This is a genomic window from Mesorhizobium sp. W050, assembly GCF_054719535.1.
This window is the reverse complement of sequence record NZ_JBTTIH010000001.1, coordinates 5120497-5142966: the sequence shown is the minus strand read 5'-3', so window position 1 is coordinate 5142966 and position 22470 is coordinate 5120497. Positions and strand designations below refer to the sequence as shown.

Here is a 22470-nt window from a genome sequence, read left to right as displayed (position 1 = left end):
GGCCTCAGGCGGCCCGGGGCGTCTTGCCCGGTTCGGCCTTCGGGATTTCACCAGTGCGTTCGCGCCGTTCGACCCGGCCTGACGGCACCGAGAGATAAAAAATGCGCTTCTGCTCGGCGCGTCCGCGCGATACCGAATCGAGGATCAATCCGGTCACCATCGCAAGCATCGAGAGCAGCAGCAGGCCGACCGACAGCACCCAGGTCGGCATGCGCGGCACGAGGCCGGTCTGGGCGAATTCGATCAGCACCGGCGTCATCAGGGCAAGGCTCGACGCCAGGAAGAAAATCGCGAAGGCGCCGAAGAAGCGCAGCGGCTGCGTTTCCTTCATCAGCATGGCGAACATCCACAGGATCCTGGCGCCGTCGCGATAGGTCGACAGCTTCGACGACGATCCCTCAGGCCGGCGGCCATAATCGAGCGCGATCTCGCTCACCGGCAGTTTGAGCTGCGAGGCATGCACCGACATTTCGGTCTCGATCTCGAAGCCGCCGGAAACCGCGGGAAAGCTCTTGACGAAACGCCTCGAGAAGACGCGGTAGCCGGAGAAGATGTCGGTGAAGTCGGCGCCGAACAGCCGCTTGTAGAGGCTGTTGAAGATGCGGTTGCCGAAGGCATGGCCGGAACGGCCGGCATCGTCGGTGACGCCGCGCCTGGTGCCAACCACCATGTCGCAGCGCTCGGTCTGCAGGATGTTGATCAGCAGCGAGGCATCTTCCGGCGCATAGGTGCCGTCGCCATCGGCCATCAGATAGATGTCCGCATCGATGTCGGCGAACATGCGCCGCACGACATTGCCCTTGCCCTGGCGCGGCTCGCGGACGACGATGGCGCCCGCTGCGCGCGCCTTGAGCGCGGTCAAATCCCTGGAATTGTTGTCATAGACATAGATCTCGGCCGATGGCAGCGTCTCGCGAAAGCGCCGCACCACCTCGGCGATGGTCAGTTCCTCATTGTAGCAAGGCAGGAGCACGGCAATGGCCGGCTCATGGCGGACTTCGTGCGGCATTTCCGTCTCCCGACACCCGGCGGAGCCTCCGGCCGCGCTCATATGCGGCCTCGCTCAGGCGACTTTACTATTTATTGAAGCTGTTAAGGCTAGGTTTAAGGCCGCAGTCTTTCCGACGAAGGTCATGATGATGAACGCAGCCAAGGCGGGTGCTTCCTCCTGGAAGTCCGATATGACGCTGGCGCTGCTTGCCATGCTGGTGGTGCTGGCCGTCAATGCCGCCACGGGCTTTCGCGAATTGAGCAATGCCGGCGGCGACAATGACAGCCTGCTGCGGCTGGTCGAGGTTCGCGACATGCTGGCCGGCCAGGGCTGGTTCGACCTGCATCAGTACAGGATGGGGCCGGAAGGCGGTTTCGTCATGCACTGGTCGCGGCTGGTCGACGCACCGCTCGCCGTCATCATCCTCGCCGCCTCGGCGCTGACCGGCAGCATGGCCATGGCCGAAGCGATCGCACAGGTGCTGTGGCCGTCGCTGCTGTTCTGCCTGGCGGTGTTTTTTACAGCCCGTGCGGCACGCAGCTTCGCCGGCGTCGGCGCCGTGCTGCCCGCTATCGTCATCGGCGCGGCGGCGCTGCATTTCATCGGCATTTTCTTGCCGGGTGCGCTCGATCATCACAATGTCCAGCTGACGCTGACCATGGCCAGCCTCAGCCTGCTGCTCGAGGCGCCGGCGCGTCGCTGGGCGGCGCTGATTTCCGGGCTGTGTGCGGCCCTGACGCTGGCCGTCGGCATGGAAACCGCGCCCTATGTCGCCACCATCGGCGCCTGCATCGCTTTGCTGTTCGTCGTCGATCCCGGCGGCGAACGCCGGATCGCCAGGGATTTCGGTCTCGGCTTTGCCGGGGTTTCAGCCCTCGTCTTCGTCACCACCATCCCGCCATCGGCCATGGGCCAGCCGCAGTGCGATGCCTTCTCGGCTGTGCAGTTCGTGGTGGCGGCAATCGCCGGACTGGGGCTTGCCGCCGTGACGTCGCTCACGGTGTCCAATGGCACGGCCAGCCGCCGCCTGATCTCGCTTAGCCTGCTCGCGCTTGGGCTGGGCGCCGTCATCGTGGCGCTGTTTCCGCAATGCCTTGCGGCTCCCTACGCAAACCTCGATCCGCGCCTCAAGGAATTGTGGCTCGATCACATCGACGAGGCGCAGTCGCTGTTCAGTATTGCCGTCAATGAGCCGGCGTCGCTGGCGGCGCGCTATGTCACGCCGCTGGTGGCGATCGCGCTGATGGCGCTTCGCCTGCGCGGACCATGGCGCCGCCAGGACAGCCTCGTCGGCGCCTTGCTGGTCGGCGCCTTCATCGTCAGCGCCTGGCAGGTCCGCGGCTCGACATTCTCGATCGCCTTTGCCGTCATCCCGCTGTCGGCCTGGATCGCAAGCTGGCGCGAACGGGCGAGGATCAGCCCTGCGCGCAGCGTATCGCTGCGCATGGCGGCGGTCTGGCTGGTGTCGGCGAATGCCGTCTGGGCCGGCGCTGCCGCCGCGACGTCGAGCGTATTCGAGGCCAGCAAGGTCTCGGTCGAGGCACAGGACACCGACAGCGATCCGTCCTGCGAGCGCAAGGCCTCCTTCGCGGCGTTGGCCCGGCTGCCGGACACCACGGTGCTTGCCATTTCCAATCTCGGCTCGCCCATCCTTGCCTATTCCGGGCACCGCGTCTTTGCCGGCCCCTATCATCGCAACATCGCCGGCGACCTGCTTGCGCTCGATGCCTTCCTCGGATCGGCGGACCAGGCGAGGATGATCGCGGCGGCTCACCACGTCGGCCTGATGGCGCTCTGCCGCGGCAGCGCCGAAAGCAAGATGCTTGCCGCCAAGGCGCCGCAAGGCTTCCTGGCCAGGCTGATGCAGGGAAGCGTCCCCGATTGGCTCGAACCGGTGGCCGAAACGCGCGGAACCCCGGTCGAACTCTACCGCGTCCGCTAAAGCATCATTCGCCAGCGAAAAATCGATTTCGCGATACGCTTCCTAAACGCTTTGCTGCCAGTCTCAGCCTAAATTTCGGGCGTCACAAACAGGGATACCGATGCAAACGACGTTTGGCACCGGGCAGGCAAGCAGGGAAAACTCGGATCTGGCGTTCACCGATGCGCTGACCGGGCTTGGCAACCATCGCCGCTTCTTCGACAAGGTCGATCGCCTGATCAGCGACCGTGCAGACGATCCCGCGCCGTTCACGGTCGGCATTCTCGACCTCGACGGCTTCAAGCCGATCAACGATCTGTTCGGCCACAAGGCCGGCGACGACATATTGATCCAGGTGGCAATGCGGCTGCGCGCTTCGATGGACAGCCACTCCACCGTTTGCCGCATCGGCGCCGACGAATTCGCCTTCCTGTATCCGATGGTGTTCTCGGAGGAAGCGGCGGCCGAGAAGTCGCGCATGATGATCGAAATCCTGTCGGCGCCCTACGATGTCGGCGAACGCACCGCCAGGCTTTCGGCCTCGGTCGGCTGCTCGCTCTTTTATTCCGGCGACGAAACCACGGAAATCCTCGTCAACAAGGCCGAAACGGCGCTCTACCACGCCAAGCGTTCGGGCCGTGGCCGGGTCGTCGTCTACACCCGCGAAATGGAAGAGGCGGCCAAGCGCGTCACCCGCATCGAACAGGCGCTGCGCCGTGCCGTCTCGGCCGGTGAGGTCGAACCGCATTTCCAGCCCATCGTCGATCTGACCACCCGCCGCACCATCGGCTTCGAGACGCTGGCGCGCTGGACCGATCGCGACCTCGGCGTGGTGCCGCCGACCGTGTTCATCCCGATCGCCGAAGAGCGCGGCATCATCGGCCCGCTGTCGCAGCTGGTGCTGCGCAAGGCGACCGAAGCGGCGCGCAGCTGGCCGAAGGACCTGTTCCTGTCCTTCAACCTGTCGCCCTCGCAACTCGTCGACCAGAACACCGGCCTGCACATATTGTCGATCCTCGACCGCACCGGCTTCGATCCGCGACGGCTGGAGATCGAGATCACCGAAACCGGCCTGATGAACGATCCGGCCTCGGCCGAGAAGATCGTCGAGGACCTGCGTCGCGTCGGCATCCGAGTCTCGCTCGACGATTTCGGCACCGGCCAGTCCTCGCTCGGCCGCTTGCGCGAATTCCATTTCGACAAGCTCAAGATCGACCGCGCCTTCGTCTCCTCGATCCTCGACGACCGCCCGTCGGAACACATCATCCGCGCCATTCTGGCCATGTGCGAAGGGCTCGGCATGGATGTCGTCGCCGAAGGCATCGAGGAGGAGGCGCAGGCCGACCGCCTCGTCCAGTTCGGCTGCGCCGGCGGCCAGGGCTATCTCTTCGGCAAACCGGTCGACGCCGACGCCACGCTCGGCTACCTCCGCGATTCCTATCGCGGCGCCCTCTACGCCAAGGCAGTCTGACCGGCGGTCTTGCCTGCGTCGAGCAAGTCAGCGGCGCGAGCAAAGATCGACTGTGGCCGCCATCTTGCGGCCTTTTGTCTGACATAAGCCAATCAAATCGCCGTTTTCGCCCTTGCTCCCCGGACTTGGCTGGATAGGATGCGCGCCGACCGGACCGGGAGATGAAGATATGATGCCATCGGCGGATTTTGCCGACCTCAGGGGAGCCTCGGTGCTGATCACCGGCGGCGGTTCCGGAATTGGCGCGGCACTGACCGAGGGCTTCGTTCGCCAGGGCGCCCATGTCGCCTTCATCGACATCGCCGATGGCCCAAGCACGCTGCTTGCCGACCGCGTCGAAAAAGAACTTGGCCGGCGACCGCTCTACCTCAAGACCGATTTGCGCGACGTCGAGGCGTTGCGCGCTTCGGCCGCAAAAGCGGCTGAGGCGCATGGCGACGTCACCGTGCTGGTCAACAATGCCGCCTGTGACGAACGCCACGATGTCGCCGACGTCACCGTCGAGTTCTGGGACAACAATCTCGCCGTCAATCTGCGCCCGCATTTCTTCACCGCACAGGCGGTGGCGCCGGGCATGAAGCGGGCCGGCGGCGGTTCGATCATCAACTTCACCTCAACCTCCTATCTCATCAACCACCCCGATATGCCGGCCTACACCGCCGCCAAGGCCGGCATACTCGGCCTCACCAAAGGTCTCGCCGGCAAGCTTGGGGTCGATGGCATCCGCGTCAATGCGATTGCGCCGGGCTGGGTGATCACCGAGCGGCAGCGGGAACTCTGGGTCACCGAGCAGGGGCTCGCCGCCCATGTCGCCAAGCAAAGCATCAAGCAGGTCATGCAGCCCGACGACATCGTCGGCACGGTGCTGTTCCTGGCCTCCGACGCCTCGCGTATGCTGACGGCGCAGATGTTGATCGTCGACGGGGGTTTCCTGTGAGCCCGGTGAATCAAAATCCGGCAAAAGGCACGCCGGCAGTCGCCGCCGTCGACTGGGGCACGACCCGCATGCGGGTCTGGCTGGTCGACGAGGCGGGCGGGGTGCTTGCCGAGCGTCGCGGCGATGATGGGCTGATCACCGCGCAGCAAAAAGGCTTTTCGACCATCCTCGAAGGCCATCTCGCGGCGCTCGGCGCGCCTGACACACTGCCGGTCATCATCTGCGGCATGGCCGGCTCGCGCCAGGGTTGGCTGGAAGCGCCTTACATCACCGTGCCGGCGCCGCTCAGTGCCATCCTCGCGGGGGCCGCCCGCATTCCCGGCCAGAGCCGCGACATCCGCATCGTGCCTGGCCTGGCGCAGCGCCTGGAAGATGCGCCGGACGTAATGCGCGGCGAGGAAACCCAGCTTGCCGGCGCCGGTTTGCCGGCAAAAGGTCGCCATCTCGTCTGCATGCCCGGCACCCATTCGAAATGGGTTCTGGTCGAAGACGGCGCGGTCGACGGCTTCTGCACCTGGCCGACCGGCGAGCTGTTTTCGGTGCTGGCCACTCACTCGATCCTGCGCCATTCGCTGGGCGAGAGCCCGAAGCCGGTCATTCCGGACAATCCGTTCTTCCAGGAATGGTGCCGCAAGGCTTTGGCCGAGGGCGGCGATGTCACCTCGCGGCTGTTCTCGATCCGCGCCGCCGGCCTGCTGCAGGACCTCAAGGCCGACGATGCCGCCGCTTGCCTGTCCGGCCTGCTGATCGGCGGCGAGATCGCCTCGGCGGGCCGCCGCTATGGCGAAAGCACCACCGCAATCGTGCTGGTCGCCTCGGGGTCGCTAGCAGCCCTCTACCGCCAGGCGCTCGACCTTGCAGGGCTTGCCGTCAGGACGGTCGACGCCGACGAGGCGGTGCGTGCCGGCCTTATCGAGGCAGCGCGGGAAAATGGCATGATCGCCAAATGACTCACCAGAGTGGAGTGACAGCGTGACCCAGACCGCCCCCTTCCCGAAGCTCAAGCGTGGTCTTGTCGCCATTCTGCGCGGCCTCAAACCCAGCGAGGCGGTTGCCATCTGCCAGGCGCTGTTTGACGCCGGCATCGAAGCCATCGAGGTGCCGCTCAATTCGCCGGAGCCGTTTTCATCGATCGCCAGCATTGTCACCGCATTGCCCAAGACAACGCTGGTCGGCGCCGGCACGGTGCTGACTTCAGCCGATGTCGACGCCCTGGCCAAGGCCGGCGGGAGGCTGCTGGTCAGCCCCAACATCGATGCCGAAGTCATGGCCCGCGCCATGCACCATGGCATGGTGACGATGCCAGGCGTGTTCACCCCCACCGAAGCTTTTCAGGCGATTAGGCTTGGGGCTTCGGCGCTCAAATTCTTCCCGGCAAGCGTGCTCGGGCCTAGCGGCATTTCGGCGATGCGGGCCGTGCTGCCGGCCGATACCGTGGTCGGCGCCGTCGGCGGCGTTTCCGACAAAGACTTTGCCGGCTACAAAGCCGCTGGGGTGACTGCTTTTGGTCTTGGCTCCAGCCTGTTCAAACCCGGCATGAGCGTCGACGAGGTGGCCTCGCGCGCGCAGGCGGCGGTGACGGCCTGGGATGCGGCCTTCGGCGGAGCGGCATGATGGACAAGGTTTCGGTTTTTTCGGACCATGTCTGTGAACTCGGCGAGGGGCCGAGCTACGATCCCGCCACCGACACGCTGTTCTGGTTCGACATCGTCAACGGGCTTTTGGTGGAGCAGGGTGTCACGTCCAGCGCGCGGAAGGTCCATGAGCTCGGCCAGATGGCCAGCGCCATCGCCATTATCGACGACAATCGCCAGCTCATCGCCACCGAGACCGGCCTGCATGTCCGCGACGTCTCGACCGGCAAGCTGACGCTGCATACGCCTATCGAGGCCGACAATGCGCTGACCCGCTCCAACGATTCGCGCGTCCACCCTTGTGGCGCCTTCTGGGTCGGCACGATGGGCAAGGGTGAGGAGAAGGGCGCGGGCGCCATCTACTGGTTCTTCAAGGGAGAATTGCGCACGCTTTACACCGGCATCACCGTGTCGAACTCGATCTGTTTCTCGCAGGATGGAACGATCGCCTACTACACCGATACCTCGACCGGCCTGTTGATGCGCGTCGCCTGCGATCCGGCAACGGGTCTGCCGATCGGCGAGTCCAAAGTGTTCGTTGACCATCGCTCGTCCAAGGGCTTTGTCGACGGCTCGGTCGTTGATCGCGACGGCGTGCTGTGGAACGCCGTCTGGGGCGGCAAGGCGGTCAAGGCCTATTCGCCAGATGGCACATTGTTGCGCGAAATTGCCGTGCCGGCGGGGCAGTCCTCGTGCCCGGCCTTTGTCGGGGCCAAGGCCGATCGGCTGGCGGTGACCTCGGCCTGGAAAGGCAAGGACGACAAGCAGCGCAAGCTCGACCCACAGGCCGGCATGACCTTCCTGCTCGACATCCCCGTCAACGGCCGCTTCGAGCCGCGCGTGGTCATCGCCTGAGCGCTGTCGCGCAGGCGTCCGCCTCGGTCGGTTTCGCGCAAGTCTGAAGCAGGGGCCATGCCATGGTGGGACAACACCACCGAAGGTCCTGATCCATGCCGCGCCCGACCCTGATCCTCGTCCATGAGCCGGAAAAGGCCTGTCTCGACCGGCTGGTCGCCGACGGCTTTCCCGCCGAGCGCGCCCTGGAAATCTCGTCCTATCTGGCGCAATCGACCGATCTCGCGCCCGAATTCGATGAAATCACCGCCACTTGCGGGCGGCGCGGCCTCGCCTTTATGCCGGTTGCACTCGACGATGCGGCAAGCGCGCTGGCGAAGGCCGATCCCGCAACCACGCTGGTCTGGACGCTGACCGACGGCATTGCCTATTTCCGCGGTGCTGCAGCGCCCGCACTTGCCAGGCTGAATGGGCTTAGAACCATCGGAGCCGACGATGCGCTGTTCGCGCTTTGCCAGGACAAGTTCCGTTCCGGCGCCGTGCTTTGCGCGCTCGGCCTGCCGGCGCCGCAGGCAGGCCTGGCCCGCGACGGCCGCTGGCTGGCCGACCCGCCAGCTTCGGAAGCCGGCTGGTTCGTCAAGCCGAACCGGCTCGGCTCCAAGGTAGGCATCTGGCCGGATTCACGCTGCAACGACCTGGCCCATGCGCTGGAGCTTAGCCGGCGGGTCTATGCCGCTTATCGCGACGATGTCGTCGTCCAGCCCTATGTCGGCGGTCGCAATGTCCGCGCCAGCTTCCTTGGGCTGCAAACGGATGCCGGGGCGGAAGCGCTCGGCGTTGCATTCGTCGACTCCGGCGGCGATTTCCAGACCATGGCGGACTCGATGGCGCTTTACGGCGACACCGGCGAGGCCGCCAAGGCGGCTGGACTATACAGCGAGCCGGTGCTGGAGGCGGTTGCCGACACCCAGCCGGCAGCCGCGGCAACCATCCGCCGCATCGCCGAGCGGCTGGTCAGCGGGCTCGGCCTGCGAGACGTGTTTTCCCTCGATTTCAGGGTCGAGGCTAACGACCATGTCCACCTCATCGAGTTCGAGGTCTGTCCCGGCCTGCCCTGCTTCGATTTCCGCGCCTATTGCCTGATGCAATGGGGCATGACGCTGGCCGATGCGGTTGCCGAGACGGCGGCGAACCGACTGAACCGACAGGCGATCTGAACGGTCGAGGGACCAGCGCGACCTACCGCGCCTTGACGGCTTTTGCTCCACCTTTAGTGTCGCGGGACAGTCCTCAGGCAAGGCCGCGCGATGAGCACACCAGCAAGCTCCCTCCACCATCACATCAGGCGCATGGCCGGGCGCGATCCGCACGAGGCGCATCGCGTCGCCACGCCGCTCGAGCTGCTGTTCGATCTGACCTTCGTCACCGCCTTCAGCCTTGCCGCCGCGCAACTGGCGCACGCCCTTGCCGAGGGCAACTACGCGGCGGCGCTGATCGGCTTCGGCTTTGCCAGCTTCGCCATCTGCTGGGCGTGGATCAATTTCTCCTGGTTTTCCTCCGCCTATGACACCGACGATTGGATCTTCCGCCTCGTCACCATGGTGCAGATGATCGGCGTGCTGGTGCTGGCCATCGGCCTGCCGCGCATGTTCGCCTCGATCGAGCATGGCGAACACCTCAACAATTCGGTCATGGTGCTGGGCTACGTCATCATGCGCGTCGCCATGATCTTCCAATGGCTGCGCGCGGCGCGGCAGGACCTTGGGCGGCGGCGTGCCTGTCTCACCTATGCCATCGCCATCGCGATCGCCCAGATCGGCTGGGTGGTGCAGATCCTGGTCGATTTCTCGCTGGCGACGAGCCTGGCTTTCGGCGCGGTCCTGCTTCTCATCGAGCTTGCCGGACCGGTCATCGCCGAACGCCGGGATGGCGGCACGCCCTGGCACGCGCATCACGTCGCCGAGCGCTACAGCCTGTTCGCCATTATCGCGCTGGGCGAAGGGGTGGTCGGCACGCTGGCGACGCTGTCGGCCGTGGTCGAGGAGCAGGGCTGGAACCTCGATGCCGCCTTGATTGGCATTGCCGGAATGGGTCTCACCTTCGGCATGTGGTGGGTCTATTACATGCTGCCCTCGGGGACGGTGCTGCACCAGCACCGCAGCCGTTCCTTCGTCTGGGGCTATGGCCAGATGGTGATCGTCGCTGCCATCGTCGCCACCGGCGCCGGGCTGCATGTCGCGGCCTATTTCATCGAGCACAAGACCCATAACGGCCCGGTAGCGACCCTGCTGTCAGTCGCCATTCCGCTAGGCGTGTTCCTGGGGGCGATCTATGCGCTGTATTATTATCTCGTCCAGCGCTTCGATCCCCTCCACGTCTGGCTGCTGGCGGGAACGGCTGCGGTCGTCGCACTTGCCATCATCGCCGCCCTTGCCGGCGTCGACATGGCGGTCTGCCTCATCTTACTCACGCTAGCGCCGGCCGTCACCGTTGTCGGCTATGAGCTGTCGGGGCACCGCCATCAACTGGAGGTGCTGGCGCAGGAGGAAGCGCCGCACTGAGCAGAGCAGCTTCGCGCGTCAGATACCCTCGACCAGCACGATCTCGCCATCGGCCACTTTCTGACGGATGGCGACGGCGCGTTGGTATTCCGGCGAGTGGTAGCAGTCATGCGCCATCGCCAGCGATTCGAACTCGATAATGACATTGCGGGCGCGGCTAGGCCCCTCGGCCTTTTCATGCTCACCGCCACGGGCAAGGAACTTCACGTCGAAACGGTCGAAAGCGAGCTTGGCGGCAGCGACATAGTCCTTGTAACCTTCGGCGTCGCGCACATCGACGCGGGCGATCCAGTATCCCTTTGGCATTTTCTTCTCCTCGTTACGCGGCGCGCATCTCTTCCAGTATGGCTTCCGCCGCCGCGCGCCTGTCGCTTGCCGCCACGATTGGCCGGCCCACAACAAGGTGGCTGGACCCGTTGCGGATCGCCTGGCCGGGCGTCACCACGCGTTTCTGGTCGCCATGGTCGCTGCCCTTGGGCCGTATCCCCGGCGTCACCACCGCCAGGTCGGGTCCGACGATGCGGCGCACCGCTTCCGCCTCCTCGGCCGAGCAGACGACGCCGCCCATGCCTGCATGCAGCGCCTGTTCGGCGCGCCTCAGCACCAGCGTGTGCGGGTCATATTCATAGCCGGCGTCGATCACGTCCTGCTCGTCCATCGAGGTCAGCACGCTGACCGCCAGCAGGCACAGGTCGCTGCCCCTGGCGACCTCCACCGCGGCCCGCATAGCCTTGGGATAGGCGTGGATGGTCAGCATGGTCATGCCCATGCGCACGATGTTCTCGACACCCTTGGCCACCGTGTGGTCGATGTCGAGCAGCTTCATGTCGAGGAAGATTCTGGTGCCGCCGCTGGCCAACTCCCTGGCGAAGTCGAGCCCGCCGGCGAAGGCCAGCTGATAGCCGATCTTGTAGAAGGAGACGACGCCGTCGAGTTCGCGCACCGCCTGTTCGGCCTCTTTCACCGTCGGCACGTCGAGGCCGACGATCAGCCTGTCTCTCATGGTATGGGCCTGCATGGCTGTGGAAATCATGCCCCGGTCCGGGTCGCTAGCATGCGCGAGGTTTCGATCAGCGTGCGGCATAGGTGCTCCATCGATTTGGTCAGTCTATCATCCCTGAAATTGCCGTCGCCGTCGAAGGCACTGCCGCCATCGGATACCGAGCATTCCGGCGTCACCATCTCCAGCTGGCAGCGCACCAGCACGGCGCGCAGATGGTTGATGCAGCGGATCCCGGCGAAATGTCCGTTCGAAGACGAGCACAGGCCGGCGACCTTGCCGACAAATGGCCTCACCGGCCGGCCGCCATCCAGGCGCACCCGGCTTACCCAGTCGATCGTGTTCTTGAGCAGTGGCGGGATCGAGCCATTATATTCCGGCGTCGCGATCAGCAGCCCGTCATGGGCGGCGATCAGCCGGCCGAGCTTCACGGCGTTGTCGGGAACGCCTTTTTCCTTTTCGAGGTCCTCGTCGATGATCGGCAGCGGATAGTCGGCCAGCGAAATGCGCGTCACCTCGGCGCCTTGCATGGCCAGCTCCTTCTGCGCCACATCGGCGGTCCTGCCGCTGAAGGCGCCGCTGCGCACCGAGCCGGCGAAGACGAGGATTTTCGCGATCACAGCCATTGGCCACTCTTGTTCCCGGACAGGTACAGCCAGAGGCCGCGCAAATCAACGCACTGGCTCAAAAAACGGAAACGATCGGGGGGCAAGCGCGCGAAGGTGTGCCGAGCAGCTGGGCTATTGCTAGTGGGTGACCGCAATTCTTGCACTCAGCGCGATGAGTGCAACTCCGAGCAAGGCATCTATCGGCCTGCGGACGCTGCCATATGCCGCCCGAACCCTTCTAGTGGAGAACATCAGCGCGACAAGCCCAAACCACGCCATCGCGACCAGCCCGATTATGGCCAGCGATACTGCCTGGACCCAGATCGGAGCCTGCATCGGCAATACCGATATGAACAGGCTCGCGAAGAAGGCGGCCGTCTTCGGATTTGTAATTCCGACAACGAAGCCGCTTCGCCAAGGAGCCGTAGTCTCTGCGCCACTGACGGCCAGCGGTGGCTGCGCCTGCCAAGCCGACAAAAGGATCTTGCTGCCCAGGTAACCGAGATACACGGCGCCGGCGATCCGGACGGCAAGGTGAGCCCATGCAACCTGCGTCAGTACGAGGCCCAGGCCAAACATCGCGAGAGCCGCCCACACCATGATCGCTGCGGCAATGCCAAGCGCCACATGGAACCCCGCGCGACGGCTGATCAGCGCATGGGAAGTCACGGCTACAAAATCGGGTCCCGGGCTCATCGCGCCGAGCAGGAACACTGAAGCAAGTGTCAGGAATTGCGGAAGGTAGCTCATGCGAAGCTCCAATTTCAGGCTCGTCGTACCGCACGCCTGCATGCCAGAGAGGCCAGGAAGCCGCTCGCCGCGATTTCGAGGGTCGTTTCCCTCATCTTCACAAACCTACAGCGCTCTCTAATATGAGCGAAATGAAAGATATTTCGGCAGCCATGAACAAAGCTAATATCAACATCACAATGGTGCGCGTCCTGACATCGCTCAGCGAGACGCGCAGCTTCACGAAAACCGCCGAGCGGCTCTGTCTTTCTCAATCGGCCATAAGCCATGCAATGAAGGCGCTGGAGGAGATCGTTGGCGCGCCCCTCGTCATACGTGATCGGCGCGGTGTCGCTTTCACCGCAACCGGCGAGGCGGCTTTGGATGCGGCGCGCGCCGCTTTGCATGCTTTAGGCCGTCTTGCCGGCCTACGGGAACACTCCATCAAAGGCAGAGTACGGCTCGCGCTGGTCAGCAGCGCCTCGGTAAAGATTGCTCCATATGCGTTGAACATTACTTCCGTCCGGCACCCGGAGCTTGCTGTCGAACTGCTCTTGGGCACGGATACCGAGGTGGCGGAGTGGGTCGATCGCGGTGCCGCCGATATTGGACTGTCCTACATCGCCGGCAATTGCCAAGCCGAGGAACTTGTCGACGACGAACTCTTTGTGGCGTCACCGCAAAAGAACTCAGTCCAAGGCGGGTCATTTCCGATCCGCGCTCTCGACGGCCAGCCATTCATCATGTCGAGCGGCGGCTGCGGACCAATGCTTGCCGAATTGTTCCAGGATTTTGGCGTTGCGCCAGTTGTCATCCTGTCGGCGAGCGATATGGCGGCGCTGCTTGCTCTGGTTGGGGCCGGGCGCGGTTTGTCGGTTGCGCCAGGCCTGGCGTTTCCGGCCGATTGGCAGCGAACCGTCGCGAGGCGTCCTCTTGAGCCGCGTGCGCGTCGGCCTCTGCTGCTTCTGTTCTCCAGCAGCGCCGAAGCAACGGCCGTGCGGGCCATGTGCGCGGCGATCAGAGAGGTCGCCACGAGTTTGCGAGGCGGATAACAGTCAAGGATGTGGATCGACCCTCAATCGAGCTTCCTTCGGGAGACGTCGATCCTCTACAAGGCGCCAGAGACTTCTTCGGCTCTCGATACCAAGCTAATGCGCTTCGCGCCGGTAGATCCACAGCTGCGTCGGCGGGATGTTGCGGAAGATGAAGTCGAAATGCTTGACCGTGTAATTGCCGCGGCCGGGCGGGATCGGCGACAACGGCCCATAGGTCAGCTGTACGATCGGCCGTCCAACCGGGATGCGGTCTAGCAGGCTTTCAATATAGGCGATCCGCTGTGCGACCGGGAAATTGAGCAGCGGCACGCCGGAGACGACGGAATCGAAAACCATACCGCTCTTCTCGCCAAGCGTGGCGTTGAGATTGAAGGCATCGCCCTCGATGACGTTGACGCCGGGATAGAGCTGGCGCAGATGGCGCACGAAATCGGTGGAATATTCGACCGCGTAGAGGTTTTCGGGCTTAACGCCCTGGGCGAGGATTGCACGCGTGATGACGCCTGTGCCGGGGCCGACTTCAAGCACCGGCAGGCCGGACTTCGGATTGACGATGGAAGCCATCTTGCGGGCGGTGACGGAGCTTGTCGGCACGATCGAACCGACCGACTTCGGCTTGTCGATCCAGCCTTTGAAGAATTTGAGTTCGTCGTCGAACTTTTCCGCCAGCGCCTTCCGCAATCCCGGACCACGTGCCATGCAAGTTCTCCTCAACACTCCCCGAACGCTACTTAGCAGCTAACAGGTCCAAGGCAAGGCGCGATCTGGCATAAGATGTTGATGACGTTCGGGAAGCGTGGCGGCCTTAGTTTGGGTTCAGTGCTCGCCGAAGGATTCAAAAAAGTCCTTCATGCGGGCGAAAAAGCCGCTCGACTGGGGCGAATTGTCCTTCGACGACAGCTGCTCGAACTCTTCCAGCAGCTCGCGCTGGCGGCGCGACAGGTTTTGCGGCGTTTCGACCGCGGTCTGGATATAGAGGTCGCCGACATTGGGCTGACGCAGCACCGGCATGCCCTTGCCCTTGAGGCGGAACTGGCGGCCGTTCTGCGTGCCTTCGGTCACTTTCACCTTGGTCTGACTGCCGTCCAGCGTAGTCACCTCGAACGAGCCGCCAAGGGCGGCCGTCGTCATCGATATCGGCACCTTGCAGTAGAGATCGGCGCCGTCGCGCTGGAAGAATTCATGCGGCTTCACCGCCAGGAAAATATAGAGGTCGCCCGATGGGCCGCCGCGCAGGCCCGCCTCGCCCTCATTGGCAAGCCGGATGCGGGTGCCGTCCTCGATGCCGGCCGGGATATTGACCGACAGCGAGCGTTCCTCGGTGACGCGGCCCTGGCCGGCGCATTTCGGGCACGGGTCCTTGATCGTCTGGCCGCGGCCTTGGCATTGCGGGCAGGTACGCTCGATCGAGAAGAAGCCTTGCGTCGCTCGTACCTTGCCGTGGCCATGGCACATCGAGCAGGTCACCGGCTGGGTGCCGGGCTTGGCGCCGGTCCCGGAGCATTCCGTGCATGAGATCGAGGCCGGCACGCGGATTTGCGCGGTCTTGCCGGCAAACGCTTCTTCCAGCGTGATTTCCATATTGTAGCGCAAATCGGCGCCGCGTTCGCGGCCGCCCGACGAGCGGCGCTGGCGCCCGCCCATCATGTCGCCGAAAATATCTTCGAAAATGTCGGCGAAGCCGCCGGCGCCAAAACCTTGCGCGCCGCCATTCATGCCGCCCTGCTCGAAGGCGGCGTGACCGAAACGGTCATAGGCCGCGCGCTTCTGCGGGTCCTTCAGCGTTTCGTAGGCTTCGTTGATTTCCTTGAACTTGTGCTCGCAGGAGTGATCGCCGGGATTGCGGTCGGGATGGAACTGCATGGCAAGCTTGCGGAAAGCACTCTTGAGCTCCTTCTCGTCGGCGCCTTTTTGCACGCCCAGCGTCTCGTAGAAATCAGCTTTCATCTTTTCCCGCAGTCCGGATGCTCAACGTCTTGATGCATGTTGCGTCGTTTGCCGGCACGTTGTCTCGATTTAGGAGCGGTGCTGCCCGGATGCTAGGGCCGGCGCGCTTGTGCCTGTGTTTTTCAGTGACTTTTTCGGCAAGGCCCGCACTTTTTCAGCGAGGGTTGCAAAAAAGCCCGGCTTTGCGCCGGGCTTTCCGCTTTATTTGCCGTCAACCGGTCAGGCCGACTTCTTCTTCTCGTCGTTTTCGTCGATTTCCTCGAAATCGGCGTCGACCACATCGCTATCCTTGGCCGCGTCCGCCTTGGCGTCGGCTTCCGCCGCTTCCTTCTGCGAAGCTTCGTACATGGCCTGGCCGAGCTTCATGGATGCTTCGGCAAGCGTCTGCGACTTGGCCTCGATGTCGGCGGCATCGTCGCCTTCGGCAGCAGCCTTCAGCGCCGTGATAGCCTCCGATATCGCCGTGCGCTCGGTTTCCGAAACCTTGTCGCCATATTCCTTCAGCGACTTCTCGGAGGAGTGCACCAGCGCCTCGGCCTGGTTGCGGGCCTCGACCAAAGCACGCCGCTGCTTGTCGGTCTCGGCATTGGCTTCGGCGTCCTTGACCATCTTCTCGATGTCGGCGTCCGAAAGGCCACCAGAGGCCTGGATGCGGATCTGGTGCTCCTTGCCGGTGCCCTTGTCCTTGGCCGAAACGTTGACGATGCCGTTGGCGTCGATGTCGAAAGTGACCTCGATCTGCGGCACGCCGCGCGGCGCCGGCGGAATGCCGACCAGGTCGAACTGGCCGAGCGCCTTGTTGTCGGCGGCCATTTCACGCTCGCCCTGGAAGACGCGGATGGTCACGGCCGACTGACTGTCTTCAGCGGTCGAGAACACCTGGCTCTTCTTGGTCGGGATCGTCGTGTTGCGTTCGATCAGGCGGGTGAACACGCCACCCAGCGTCTCGATGCCGAGCGACAGCGGCGTCACGTCGAGCAGCAGCACGTCCTTCACGTCGCCCTGCAGCACGCCGGCCTGGATGGCGGCGCCCAAAGCGACGACTTCATCCGGGTTGACGCCCTTGTGCGGCTCCTTGCCGAAGAACTGCTTCACGATCTCCTGGATCTTGGGCATGCGGGTCATGCCGCCGACCAGGACCACTTCGTCGATCTCGCCAGCCTTCAGCCCGGCATCCTTGAGCGCCGCCTTGCAGGGCTCGATGGTGCGCTGGACGAGATCGTCGACCAGCTGCTCGAACTTGGCGCGGGTCAGCTTCAGCGTCAGGTGCTTGGGGCCGGTCGCGTCGGCGGTGATGAAGGGCAGGTTGATTTCGGTCTGCGTCGTCGACGACAGCTCGATCTTGGCCTTTTCAGCCGCCTCCTTGAGGCGCTGCAGCGCAAGCTTGTCGTTCTTCAGGTCGATGCCCTGTTCCTTCTTGAACTCGGCCGCCAGGTATTCGACGAGACGCATGTCGAAATCCTCGCCGCCGAGGAAGGTGTCGCCATTGGTCGACTTCACTTCGAACACGCCGTCGCCGATTTCGAGCACCGAAATGTCGAACGTGCCGCCGCCAAGGTCATAGACGGCAATGGTCTTGCCATCCTTCTTGTCGAGGCCGTAGGCAAGTGCTGCAGCCGTCGGCTCGTTGATGATGCGCAGCACCTCAAGGCCGGCGATCTTGCCGGCGTCCTTGGTGGCCTGGCGCTGGGCGTCATTGAAATAGGCCGGAACGGTGATGACCGCCTTCTCGACCTTCTCGCCGAGATAGGCCTCCGCCGTTTCCTTCATCTTCTGCAGGATCATGGCCGAGATTTGGCTGGGCGACTGCTTCTTGCCGCCGGCCTCGACCCAGGCATCGCCATTGTCGCCCTTGACGATCTTGTAGGGGACAAGCTTCTTGTCCTTCTCCGTCACCGGGTCGTCATAGCGGCGGCCGATCAGGCGCTTGACCGCGAAGATGGTGTTTTCAGGATTGGTGACCGCCTGGCGCTTGGCCGGCTGGCCGACGAGACGTTCGCCGTCGCCCGAGATGGCGACGATGGAAGGCGTCGTGCGCGCGCCTTCCGCATTTTCAATGACCTTGGGCTCCTTGCCATCCATGATGGCGATGCAGGAGTTGGTGGTGCCGAGATCGATACCGATTACTTTTGCCATTTTTCTAGTCTCTCCGCTAAGCAGGCTCTCAGGACCCGTAAGGCGTTCCGACGAAAGCCCCTGTTCACAAGAAATTCCGCTCCGGCAACCGGCATTCCGGCACTGGGCGGCTTGGCGCGTATATAAGAACAGGCGGCATCGGGCGCAAGCATTCTGCGCATGGCATCCACCGCGCCGCGCTTGGCGCCTTTGAACAGCCGCCCGGCGGCCCGGATGTGCTCAAACCGCGCTCAAACCCCCAGGATCTGCGCGATCCCCCGGCGAAGCGCCCAGTCAGGGCTTCGAAACCACAAGAAAACGTCACCTATGCGTGAGAGAGGCGGCTCCTGGCTGAGGAAGGCGCCTGCCCACAGCAGACACAGGCAAAAGCGTCACGCGGCCTGCGACAGCGATTTATGCGCCTCGGCCAGGATTTCGAACGAGCGCACGCGTGCCGCATGGTCGAAGATCTGCGCGGTCACCATCAGCTCGTCTGCGCCGGTGCGGCGCACGAACGCGTCTATGCCTTGCCGGACCGTTTCGGGAGAGCCGACGACGGCGCAGGACAGCGCCTGCGAAATCATGGTTTTTGCCATCGGCTCGAGCGTCTGGTCATAGCCCTCGACCGGCGGCGGCAGGCGGCCGGCCCGCCCGGTGCGCAGATTGACGAAGGCCTGCTGCAACGAGGTGAACAGCAGTTTGGCCTCTCCATCGGTCGGTGCGGCGAAAACGTTGAGGCCGAGCATGACATAGGGCTTGTCCAGCTGTTCCGAAGGCTGGAAGCGCGAACGGTAGATCTCCAGCGCATGGTCGAGTTCGGCCGGCGCGAAATGCGAGGCAAACGCATAGGGCAGGCCGAGCATGGCGGCGAGCTGCGCGCCATAGAGGCTGGAACCGAGGATCCAGACCGGCACCTTCTGGCCTTCGCCGGGCACGGCGTGGATACGCTGGCCTTCCGCGGCCGGCTGGAAATAGCCCATCAGCTCGACGACATCCTGGGGGAAATTGTCTGACGCCTCGAGATTGCGGCGCAGCGCGCGCGCTGTTCCCATATCGGTGCCGGGCGCGCGGCCGAGGCCGAGGTCGATGCGGCCGGGGTGCAGTGCCGCCAGCGTGCCGAACTGCTCGGCAATCACCAGCGGCGCATGGTTGGGCAGCATGATGCCACCGGCGCCGACGCGGATCGTCTTGGTGCCGCCGGCGACATGGGCGATGACCACGGCGGTCGCCGCGCTGGCGATGCCCGGCATGTTGTGGTGCTCGGCCAGCCAATAGCGCCTGTAGCCGAGCCGCTCGGCATGGCGGGCCAGGTCGAGCGAATTTGCCAGCGATTGCGAGGCGTCGCTGCCTTCGACGATCGGCGACAGGTCGAGAACGGAAAGTGCGGTCATGGGCCTCAAGCCTTTACGATGTTCAACTGCCTGACCCTGGTTTCGAAGGCGCGGTCGGGAATGACGATGTCGAGCTGGTGCCAAGCAACGGGTCCATATTCTCGAACGGGATCGCCTGCGGACGCTGGCGATGCAGCGCGCTCAGCTTGTAGAGCGACGCATCGATCGGACCGCGATAGCCAATGCGGTCGAAATAGGAATCGAGGTCGAAGGAGGCATCGTTCATCGCAGGGTCCGGCTTGACCGGCTCGATATAGGCACTCCGCCTGAAGACAACAAATGCGCGATGACGGACAGGCGCGGCAAGCTTATGCTGCGGCCTTTCCGTTCTCTTCGGCCGCTTCCTCCTCCACCACGGCCGTCTGCTGTGCGGCGAGAAAATTGCCGACATGGCTGAGGCCATCGAAATGATCGCAGAACACCTTGACGACGACCAGCAGCGGCACCGCCATCAGCGCGCCGACAAAGCCCCAAAGCCAGGACCAGAAGGCGATGGCGATGAAGATCGCCACGGCGTTGATCTCGAGGCGTCGGCCGACAACCATCGGTGTAACGAACTGGCCTTCGGCGATGTCGCACAAAAGCACGAAGCCCGGCGCCAAGAGGGCGTAGGTAATCGAGTCGAAGCTGATCATCGCAATGACGCTGACCAGCACGATGGTAATCAGCGCGCCGACATAGGGCAGGAAGTTGAGCAGCGCCGCCATCGTTCCCCAGACCAGCGGGTTGGGCATGCCGAGCGCCCACAGGCCAAGGCCGATAACCGCGCCGAGACCGGCATTGATGACGGTGACGGTGAGCAGATAATGCGAGATTTCGCGCTCGACGTCATAGACGACGCGCAAGGCCCGCTTCTTCTCGCTGAGGCTGGCGAAGGACTGGATGATCTTCTCATAGAACATCGTGCCCGACGCCAGCAGGAACAGCGACAGCACAAAGATGATGGTCAGGCTTGTCCCCGCCGACAGGACGTTGCTGGCGGCGGCCGACAGGACGCCGGACTGTGCCATCGCCACCTTCTGGATGCCCGGCTCCTGCGAGGTCTCCGTCATCTGTTCGATCTGATGCGAGATCTGCATGATCCTCTCGAGCGGACGCCGCAATTGCGCCAGCCGCTCGGTGAGTTGTTGGCCGATCGACGAGGTGTTGTTGAGAAGGTCGATGACCGGGCCGCTGAGCAGATACCCGGCAACGCCGAAGAGGCAGATCGACAGCACGACCAACATTGTCGCCGAAATCACTTCCGGAATGCCGCGCTTGCGCAGGAAGCGCACGATCGGTGTCAGCGTCAGCGTCAGCAGGAAGGCGAGAATGACCGGCATGAAGAAAGCACGCGCAAAATACAGCGCGTAGATGGCCATGAACAGGAAGATCCCGATGAGCAGCGAACGCATCAGATGCGTGTCGGCACGCGCCACAACTCTCGCCTCTTCGGTCTCGGCAAGGCCAGCACCCAAAGCGGCGGGTTCGGCTTTCATGATTTTCCCTCAGCGGCGCACCGCAATTGGTGCATTCCCCTGACGGAAACGCCTCTGCAAGCCCAAGGTTCCGTTAGCCGGCAAGGCCCTCAATCCGGGCCGCCCGTCGCTCAGGCGGCTGGCGCTGCGACGGCGACGCCGGGCTTGGCGGTCTCCTTGCGCACGATCGGCGCCACCTTGGTGCCGTAGAGTTCGATCGCCTTCATGATCTTGGCGTGCGGCATGGCGCCGATCGCCATCTGCAGCAGAAAGCGGTCATTGTTGAAGATCTTGTGCTGGGCGACGATCTTTTCCGCCACCTGCTCCGGATTACCGACAAACAGCGCGCCGTTCGGACCACGCGACTGATCGAAATGCGCCCGCGAGGTCGGGCCCCAGCCGCGCTCGCGGCCGATGCGGTTCATCACTTCGGCCTGCGGGCCGTAGAAATCGTCGGCCGCCTGTTCAGTGGTCCCGGCGATGAAGCCGTGCACATTGATGCTGGTGGCAAGGCCCGAGGGGTCGGTACCGGCCCGCCTGGCGGCATCGCGATAAATGTCGAACAGCGGTGCAAACCGCGCCGGCTCACCGCCGATGATGGCCAGCGCCAGCGGCAGGCCGAGCACGCCCGCGCGCGCCGCAGATTGCGGCGTTCCACCTATTGCGATCCAGATCGGCAATTTGTCCTGCAGCGGCCGCGGATAGACGCCGCGGTCGTTGATCGGCGCGCGCAGATTGCCGGACCAGGTAACTTTGACGCTGTCGCGTATGGCCAGCAGCAAATCGAGCTTTTCGGCGAACAGCTCGTCATAGTCCTCGAGATTGTAGCCGAACAGCGGGAAGGATTCGATGAACGAGCCGCGCCCGGCCATGATCTCGGCCCGGCCGCCCGACAAAAGGTCGAGCGTTGCGAACTGCTGGAAGACGCGAACCGGATCGTCGGAGGACAGCACGGTGACCGCGCTGGTCAGCTTGATGCGCTTGGTGCGTTCGGCGGCAGCGGCCAGCGCCACCACCGGCGCGGACGCGGCATAGTCGGGGCGGTGATGTTCGCCCAGACCAAAGACGTCGAGGCCAACCTGGTCAGCCAGCTCGACCTCCTCGATCAGATTGCGCAGCCGCTGATGCGGGCCGATCGCGCCGGGGCCGGGCTCCGGGCTGACGTCGGCGAAAGTGTAGAGACCGAGTTCCATGGCATGTCATCCAAATGTTCTGATTTGCCGCTAGAGGTAGCGGCGAGCCGCCCCGGCCGCCAGAGGGGCGGATAGTGAACAGTGCATGTCGGTTTTTCGGCCGGCTTTGTTTCAGGGAAAACGCGTCTCCCGGCTGCAACAGCCTAAACTTTCATGGCTGGCATACCGTTTTGGCGCTTGAACTCTCGGTTTTCGCGCGTATGTAAGCGTCGCGAATTGACTTCAGGGAAGTGGACTTGGCTATCTACAGGGAAAAAGACATTTTCGAGCGGCGCAATGCCGCGAACGAGGCAAAGAAGGCGCTTCTGGAGCGCTTCAAGTCGAAGCCGGCGGCTGATGATCCTGCGGTTCTGGCCAAACAGGCCGAACGCAAGGCGATTCTTGAGGCTCGCGAAATACGCGAGGCCGAAAAGGCCAGGCTGAAGCAGGAAAAGCTGGCACGCGAGGCGGTCGAGAAGGCCGAGCGCGAGGCAGCAGCCGAAGCGGCGCGTATTGCGGCCGAAGAGGCAGCGCAGGCTGAAGCGAAGATCAAGGAAGCCGAAGAAAACGAGCGCATCGCCCGTTTGCTGGCCGACGAAGCCGAACGCAAGGCCAAGCGCGACGCACGCTATGCGGCGCGCAAGCAGCGTACCGGCAGGACGCCTCCGGGCTTCTCCGCCCGCTAA

General features: G+C 63.9%; 22 protein-coding genes. 10 read left to right on the top strand and 12 right to left on the bottom strand.

Annotated features, from left to right (window positions below):
- Positions 1 to 4 precede the first annotated feature (4 nt).
- The gene (locus ACYG9Y_RS24780) at positions 5 to 1009 is read right to left on the bottom strand and encodes a glycosyltransferase (protein ID WP_023710382.1); all 1005 of its coding nucleotides are present in this window, start codon (positions 1007 to 1009) and stop codon (positions 5 to 7) included.
- Positions 1010 to 1136: 127 nt separating this feature from the next.
- Here ACYG9Y_RS24780 and ACYG9Y_RS24775 point away from each other — a divergent pair, with 127 nt between their 5' ends.
- The 8 genes from ACYG9Y_RS24775 (at position 1137) to ACYG9Y_RS24740 (ending at position 10310) form a co-directional block, all read left to right on the top strand.
- Positions 1137 to 2933, top strand: coding sequence for a GtrA family protein (locus ACYG9Y_RS24775; RefSeq protein ID WP_460223142.1), 1797 nt, complete (start codon positions 1137 to 1139; stop codon positions 2931 to 2933).
- 100 nt (positions 2934 to 3033) lie between these two features.
- On the top strand, positions 3034 to 4383 hold the full coding sequence (locus ACYG9Y_RS24770) for a putative bifunctional diguanylate cyclase/phosphodiesterase (protein WP_023681311.1): 1350 nt from the start codon (positions 3034 to 3036) through the stop codon (positions 4381 to 4383).
- A 169-nt stretch (positions 4384 to 4552) separates the two neighbouring features.
- On the top strand, positions 4553 to 5320 hold the full coding sequence (locus ACYG9Y_RS24765) for an SDR family NAD(P)-dependent oxidoreductase (protein ID WP_023739806.1): 768 nt from the start codon (positions 4553 to 4555) through the stop codon (positions 5318 to 5320).
- 5 nt (positions 5321 to 5325) lie between these two features.
- Entirely contained in the window at positions 5326 to 6270 is a 945-nt protein-coding gene (locus tag ACYG9Y_RS24760) for a 2-dehydro-3-deoxygalactonokinase (protein ID WP_031253427.1), read from the top strand.
- A gap of 22 nt (positions 6271 to 6292) precedes the next feature.
- The gene (locus tag ACYG9Y_RS24755; RefSeq protein ID WP_023739804.1) at positions 6293 to 6934 is read left to right on the top strand and encodes a 2-dehydro-3-deoxy-6-phosphogalactonate aldolase; all 642 of its coding nucleotides are present in this window, start codon (positions 6293 to 6295) and stop codon (positions 6932 to 6934) included.
- Entirely contained in the window at positions 6934 to 7809 is an 876-nt protein-coding gene (locus ACYG9Y_RS24750; protein WP_031253428.1) for an SMP-30/gluconolactonase/LRE family protein, read from the top strand. The genes ACYG9Y_RS24755 and ACYG9Y_RS24750 overlap by 1 nt, the downstream gene beginning before the upstream one ends.
- 95 nt (positions 7810 to 7904) lie before the next feature.
- Entirely contained in the window at positions 7905 to 8966 is a 1062-nt protein-coding gene (locus tag ACYG9Y_RS24745; RefSeq protein WP_023739802.1) for a D-alanine--D-alanine ligase family protein, read from the top strand.
- Positions 8967 to 9056: 90 nt separating this feature from the next.
- Entirely contained in the window at positions 9057 to 10310 is a 1254-nt protein-coding gene (locus ACYG9Y_RS24740; RefSeq protein ID WP_031253429.1) for a low temperature requirement protein A, read from the top strand.
- An 18-nt stretch (positions 10311 to 10328) separates the two neighbouring features.
- On the opposite strand, the gene ACYG9Y_RS24735 is transcribed toward ACYG9Y_RS24740, so the two are convergent.
- From ACYG9Y_RS24735 to ACYG9Y_RS24720, 4 genes are all read right to left on the bottom strand, one after another.
- Positions 10329 to 10616: a DUF1330 domain-containing protein gene (locus tag ACYG9Y_RS24735; protein WP_023739800.1), complete on the bottom strand. Its 288-nt coding sequence runs from the start codon at positions 10614 to 10616 to the stop codon at positions 10329 to 10331.
- A gap of 13 nt (positions 10617 to 10629) precedes the next feature.
- Positions 10630 to 11343, bottom strand: coding sequence for an orotidine-5'-phosphate decarboxylase (pyrF, locus tag ACYG9Y_RS24730; RefSeq protein ID WP_023739799.1), 714 nt, complete (start codon positions 11341 to 11343; stop codon positions 10630 to 10632).
- Positions 11340 to 11936 (bottom strand): NADPH-dependent FMN reductase, encoded by a 597-nt coding sequence (locus ACYG9Y_RS24725; protein WP_023739798.1) that lies wholly within the window; start codon positions 11934 to 11936, stop codon positions 11340 to 11342. Before ACYG9Y_RS24725 ends, pyrF begins: the two co-directional genes overlap by 4 nt.
- A gap of 120 nt (positions 11937 to 12056) precedes the next feature.
- A complete protein-coding gene (locus ACYG9Y_RS24720) occupies positions 12057 to 12668 on the bottom strand; it encodes a LysE family translocator (RefSeq protein WP_023739797.1) in 612 nt (203 codons plus the stop codon).
- A 122-nt stretch (positions 12669 to 12790) separates the two neighbouring features.
- Between ACYG9Y_RS24720 and ACYG9Y_RS24715 the strand changes: the two genes are divergently transcribed.
- Entirely contained in the window at positions 12791 to 13699 is a 909-nt protein-coding gene (locus ACYG9Y_RS24715) for a LysR family transcriptional regulator (RefSeq protein WP_023739796.1), read from the top strand.
- 96 nt (positions 13700 to 13795) lie between these two features.
- Here ACYG9Y_RS24715 and pmtA read toward each other — a convergent pair whose 3' ends face one another.
- The 7 genes from pmtA to ACYG9Y_RS24680 all read right to left on the bottom strand — a co-directional run bounded on the left by pmtA (position 13796) and on the right by ACYG9Y_RS24680 (position 21805).
- Positions 13796 to 14401: a phospholipid N-methyltransferase PmtA gene (gene pmtA, locus ACYG9Y_RS24710; protein ID WP_023681321.1), complete on the bottom strand. Its 606-nt coding sequence runs from the start codon at positions 14399 to 14401 to the stop codon at positions 13796 to 13798.
- Between the two features lie 117 nt (positions 14402 to 14518).
- Positions 14519 to 15649 carry a molecular chaperone DnaJ gene (gene dnaJ / locus ACYG9Y_RS24705; protein WP_023681322.1) on the bottom strand — a complete coding sequence of 377 codons (1131 nt, stop codon included), beginning with the start codon at positions 15647 to 15649 and terminating at the stop codon, positions 14519 to 14521.
- A 219-nt stretch (positions 15650 to 15868) separates the two neighbouring features.
- Entirely contained in the window at positions 15869 to 17785 is a 1917-nt protein-coding gene (dnaK, locus tag ACYG9Y_RS24700; RefSeq protein ID WP_023673200.1) for a molecular chaperone DnaK, read from the bottom strand.
- Positions 17786 to 18156: 371 nt separating this feature from the next.
- A complete protein-coding gene (locus ACYG9Y_RS24695; protein ID WP_023673201.1) occupies positions 18157 to 19155 on the bottom strand; it encodes an LLM class flavin-dependent oxidoreductase in 999 nt (332 codons plus the stop codon).
- A gap of 22 nt (positions 19156 to 19177) precedes the next feature.
- Complete coding sequence (locus tag ACYG9Y_RS24690; protein ID WP_023739795.1) at positions 19178 to 19381, bottom strand: arylamine N-acetyltransferase; 204 nt, start codon at positions 19379 to 19381, stop codon at positions 19178 to 19180.
- Between the two features lie 82 nt (positions 19382 to 19463).
- A complete protein-coding gene (locus ACYG9Y_RS24685; protein WP_023739794.1) occupies positions 19464 to 20633 on the bottom strand; it encodes an AI-2E family transporter in 1170 nt (389 codons plus the stop codon).
- Positions 20634 to 20743: 110 nt separating this feature from the next.
- A complete protein-coding gene (locus ACYG9Y_RS24680) occupies positions 20744 to 21805 on the bottom strand; it encodes an LLM class flavin-dependent oxidoreductase (protein WP_023739793.1) in 1062 nt (353 codons plus the stop codon).
- 236 nt (positions 21806 to 22041) lie between these two features.
- Between ACYG9Y_RS24680 and ACYG9Y_RS24675 the strand changes: the two genes are divergently transcribed.
- Positions 22042 to 22470 (top strand): DUF6481 family protein, encoded by a 429-nt coding sequence (locus ACYG9Y_RS24675; protein ID WP_023673205.1) that lies wholly within the window; start codon positions 22042 to 22044, stop codon positions 22468 to 22470.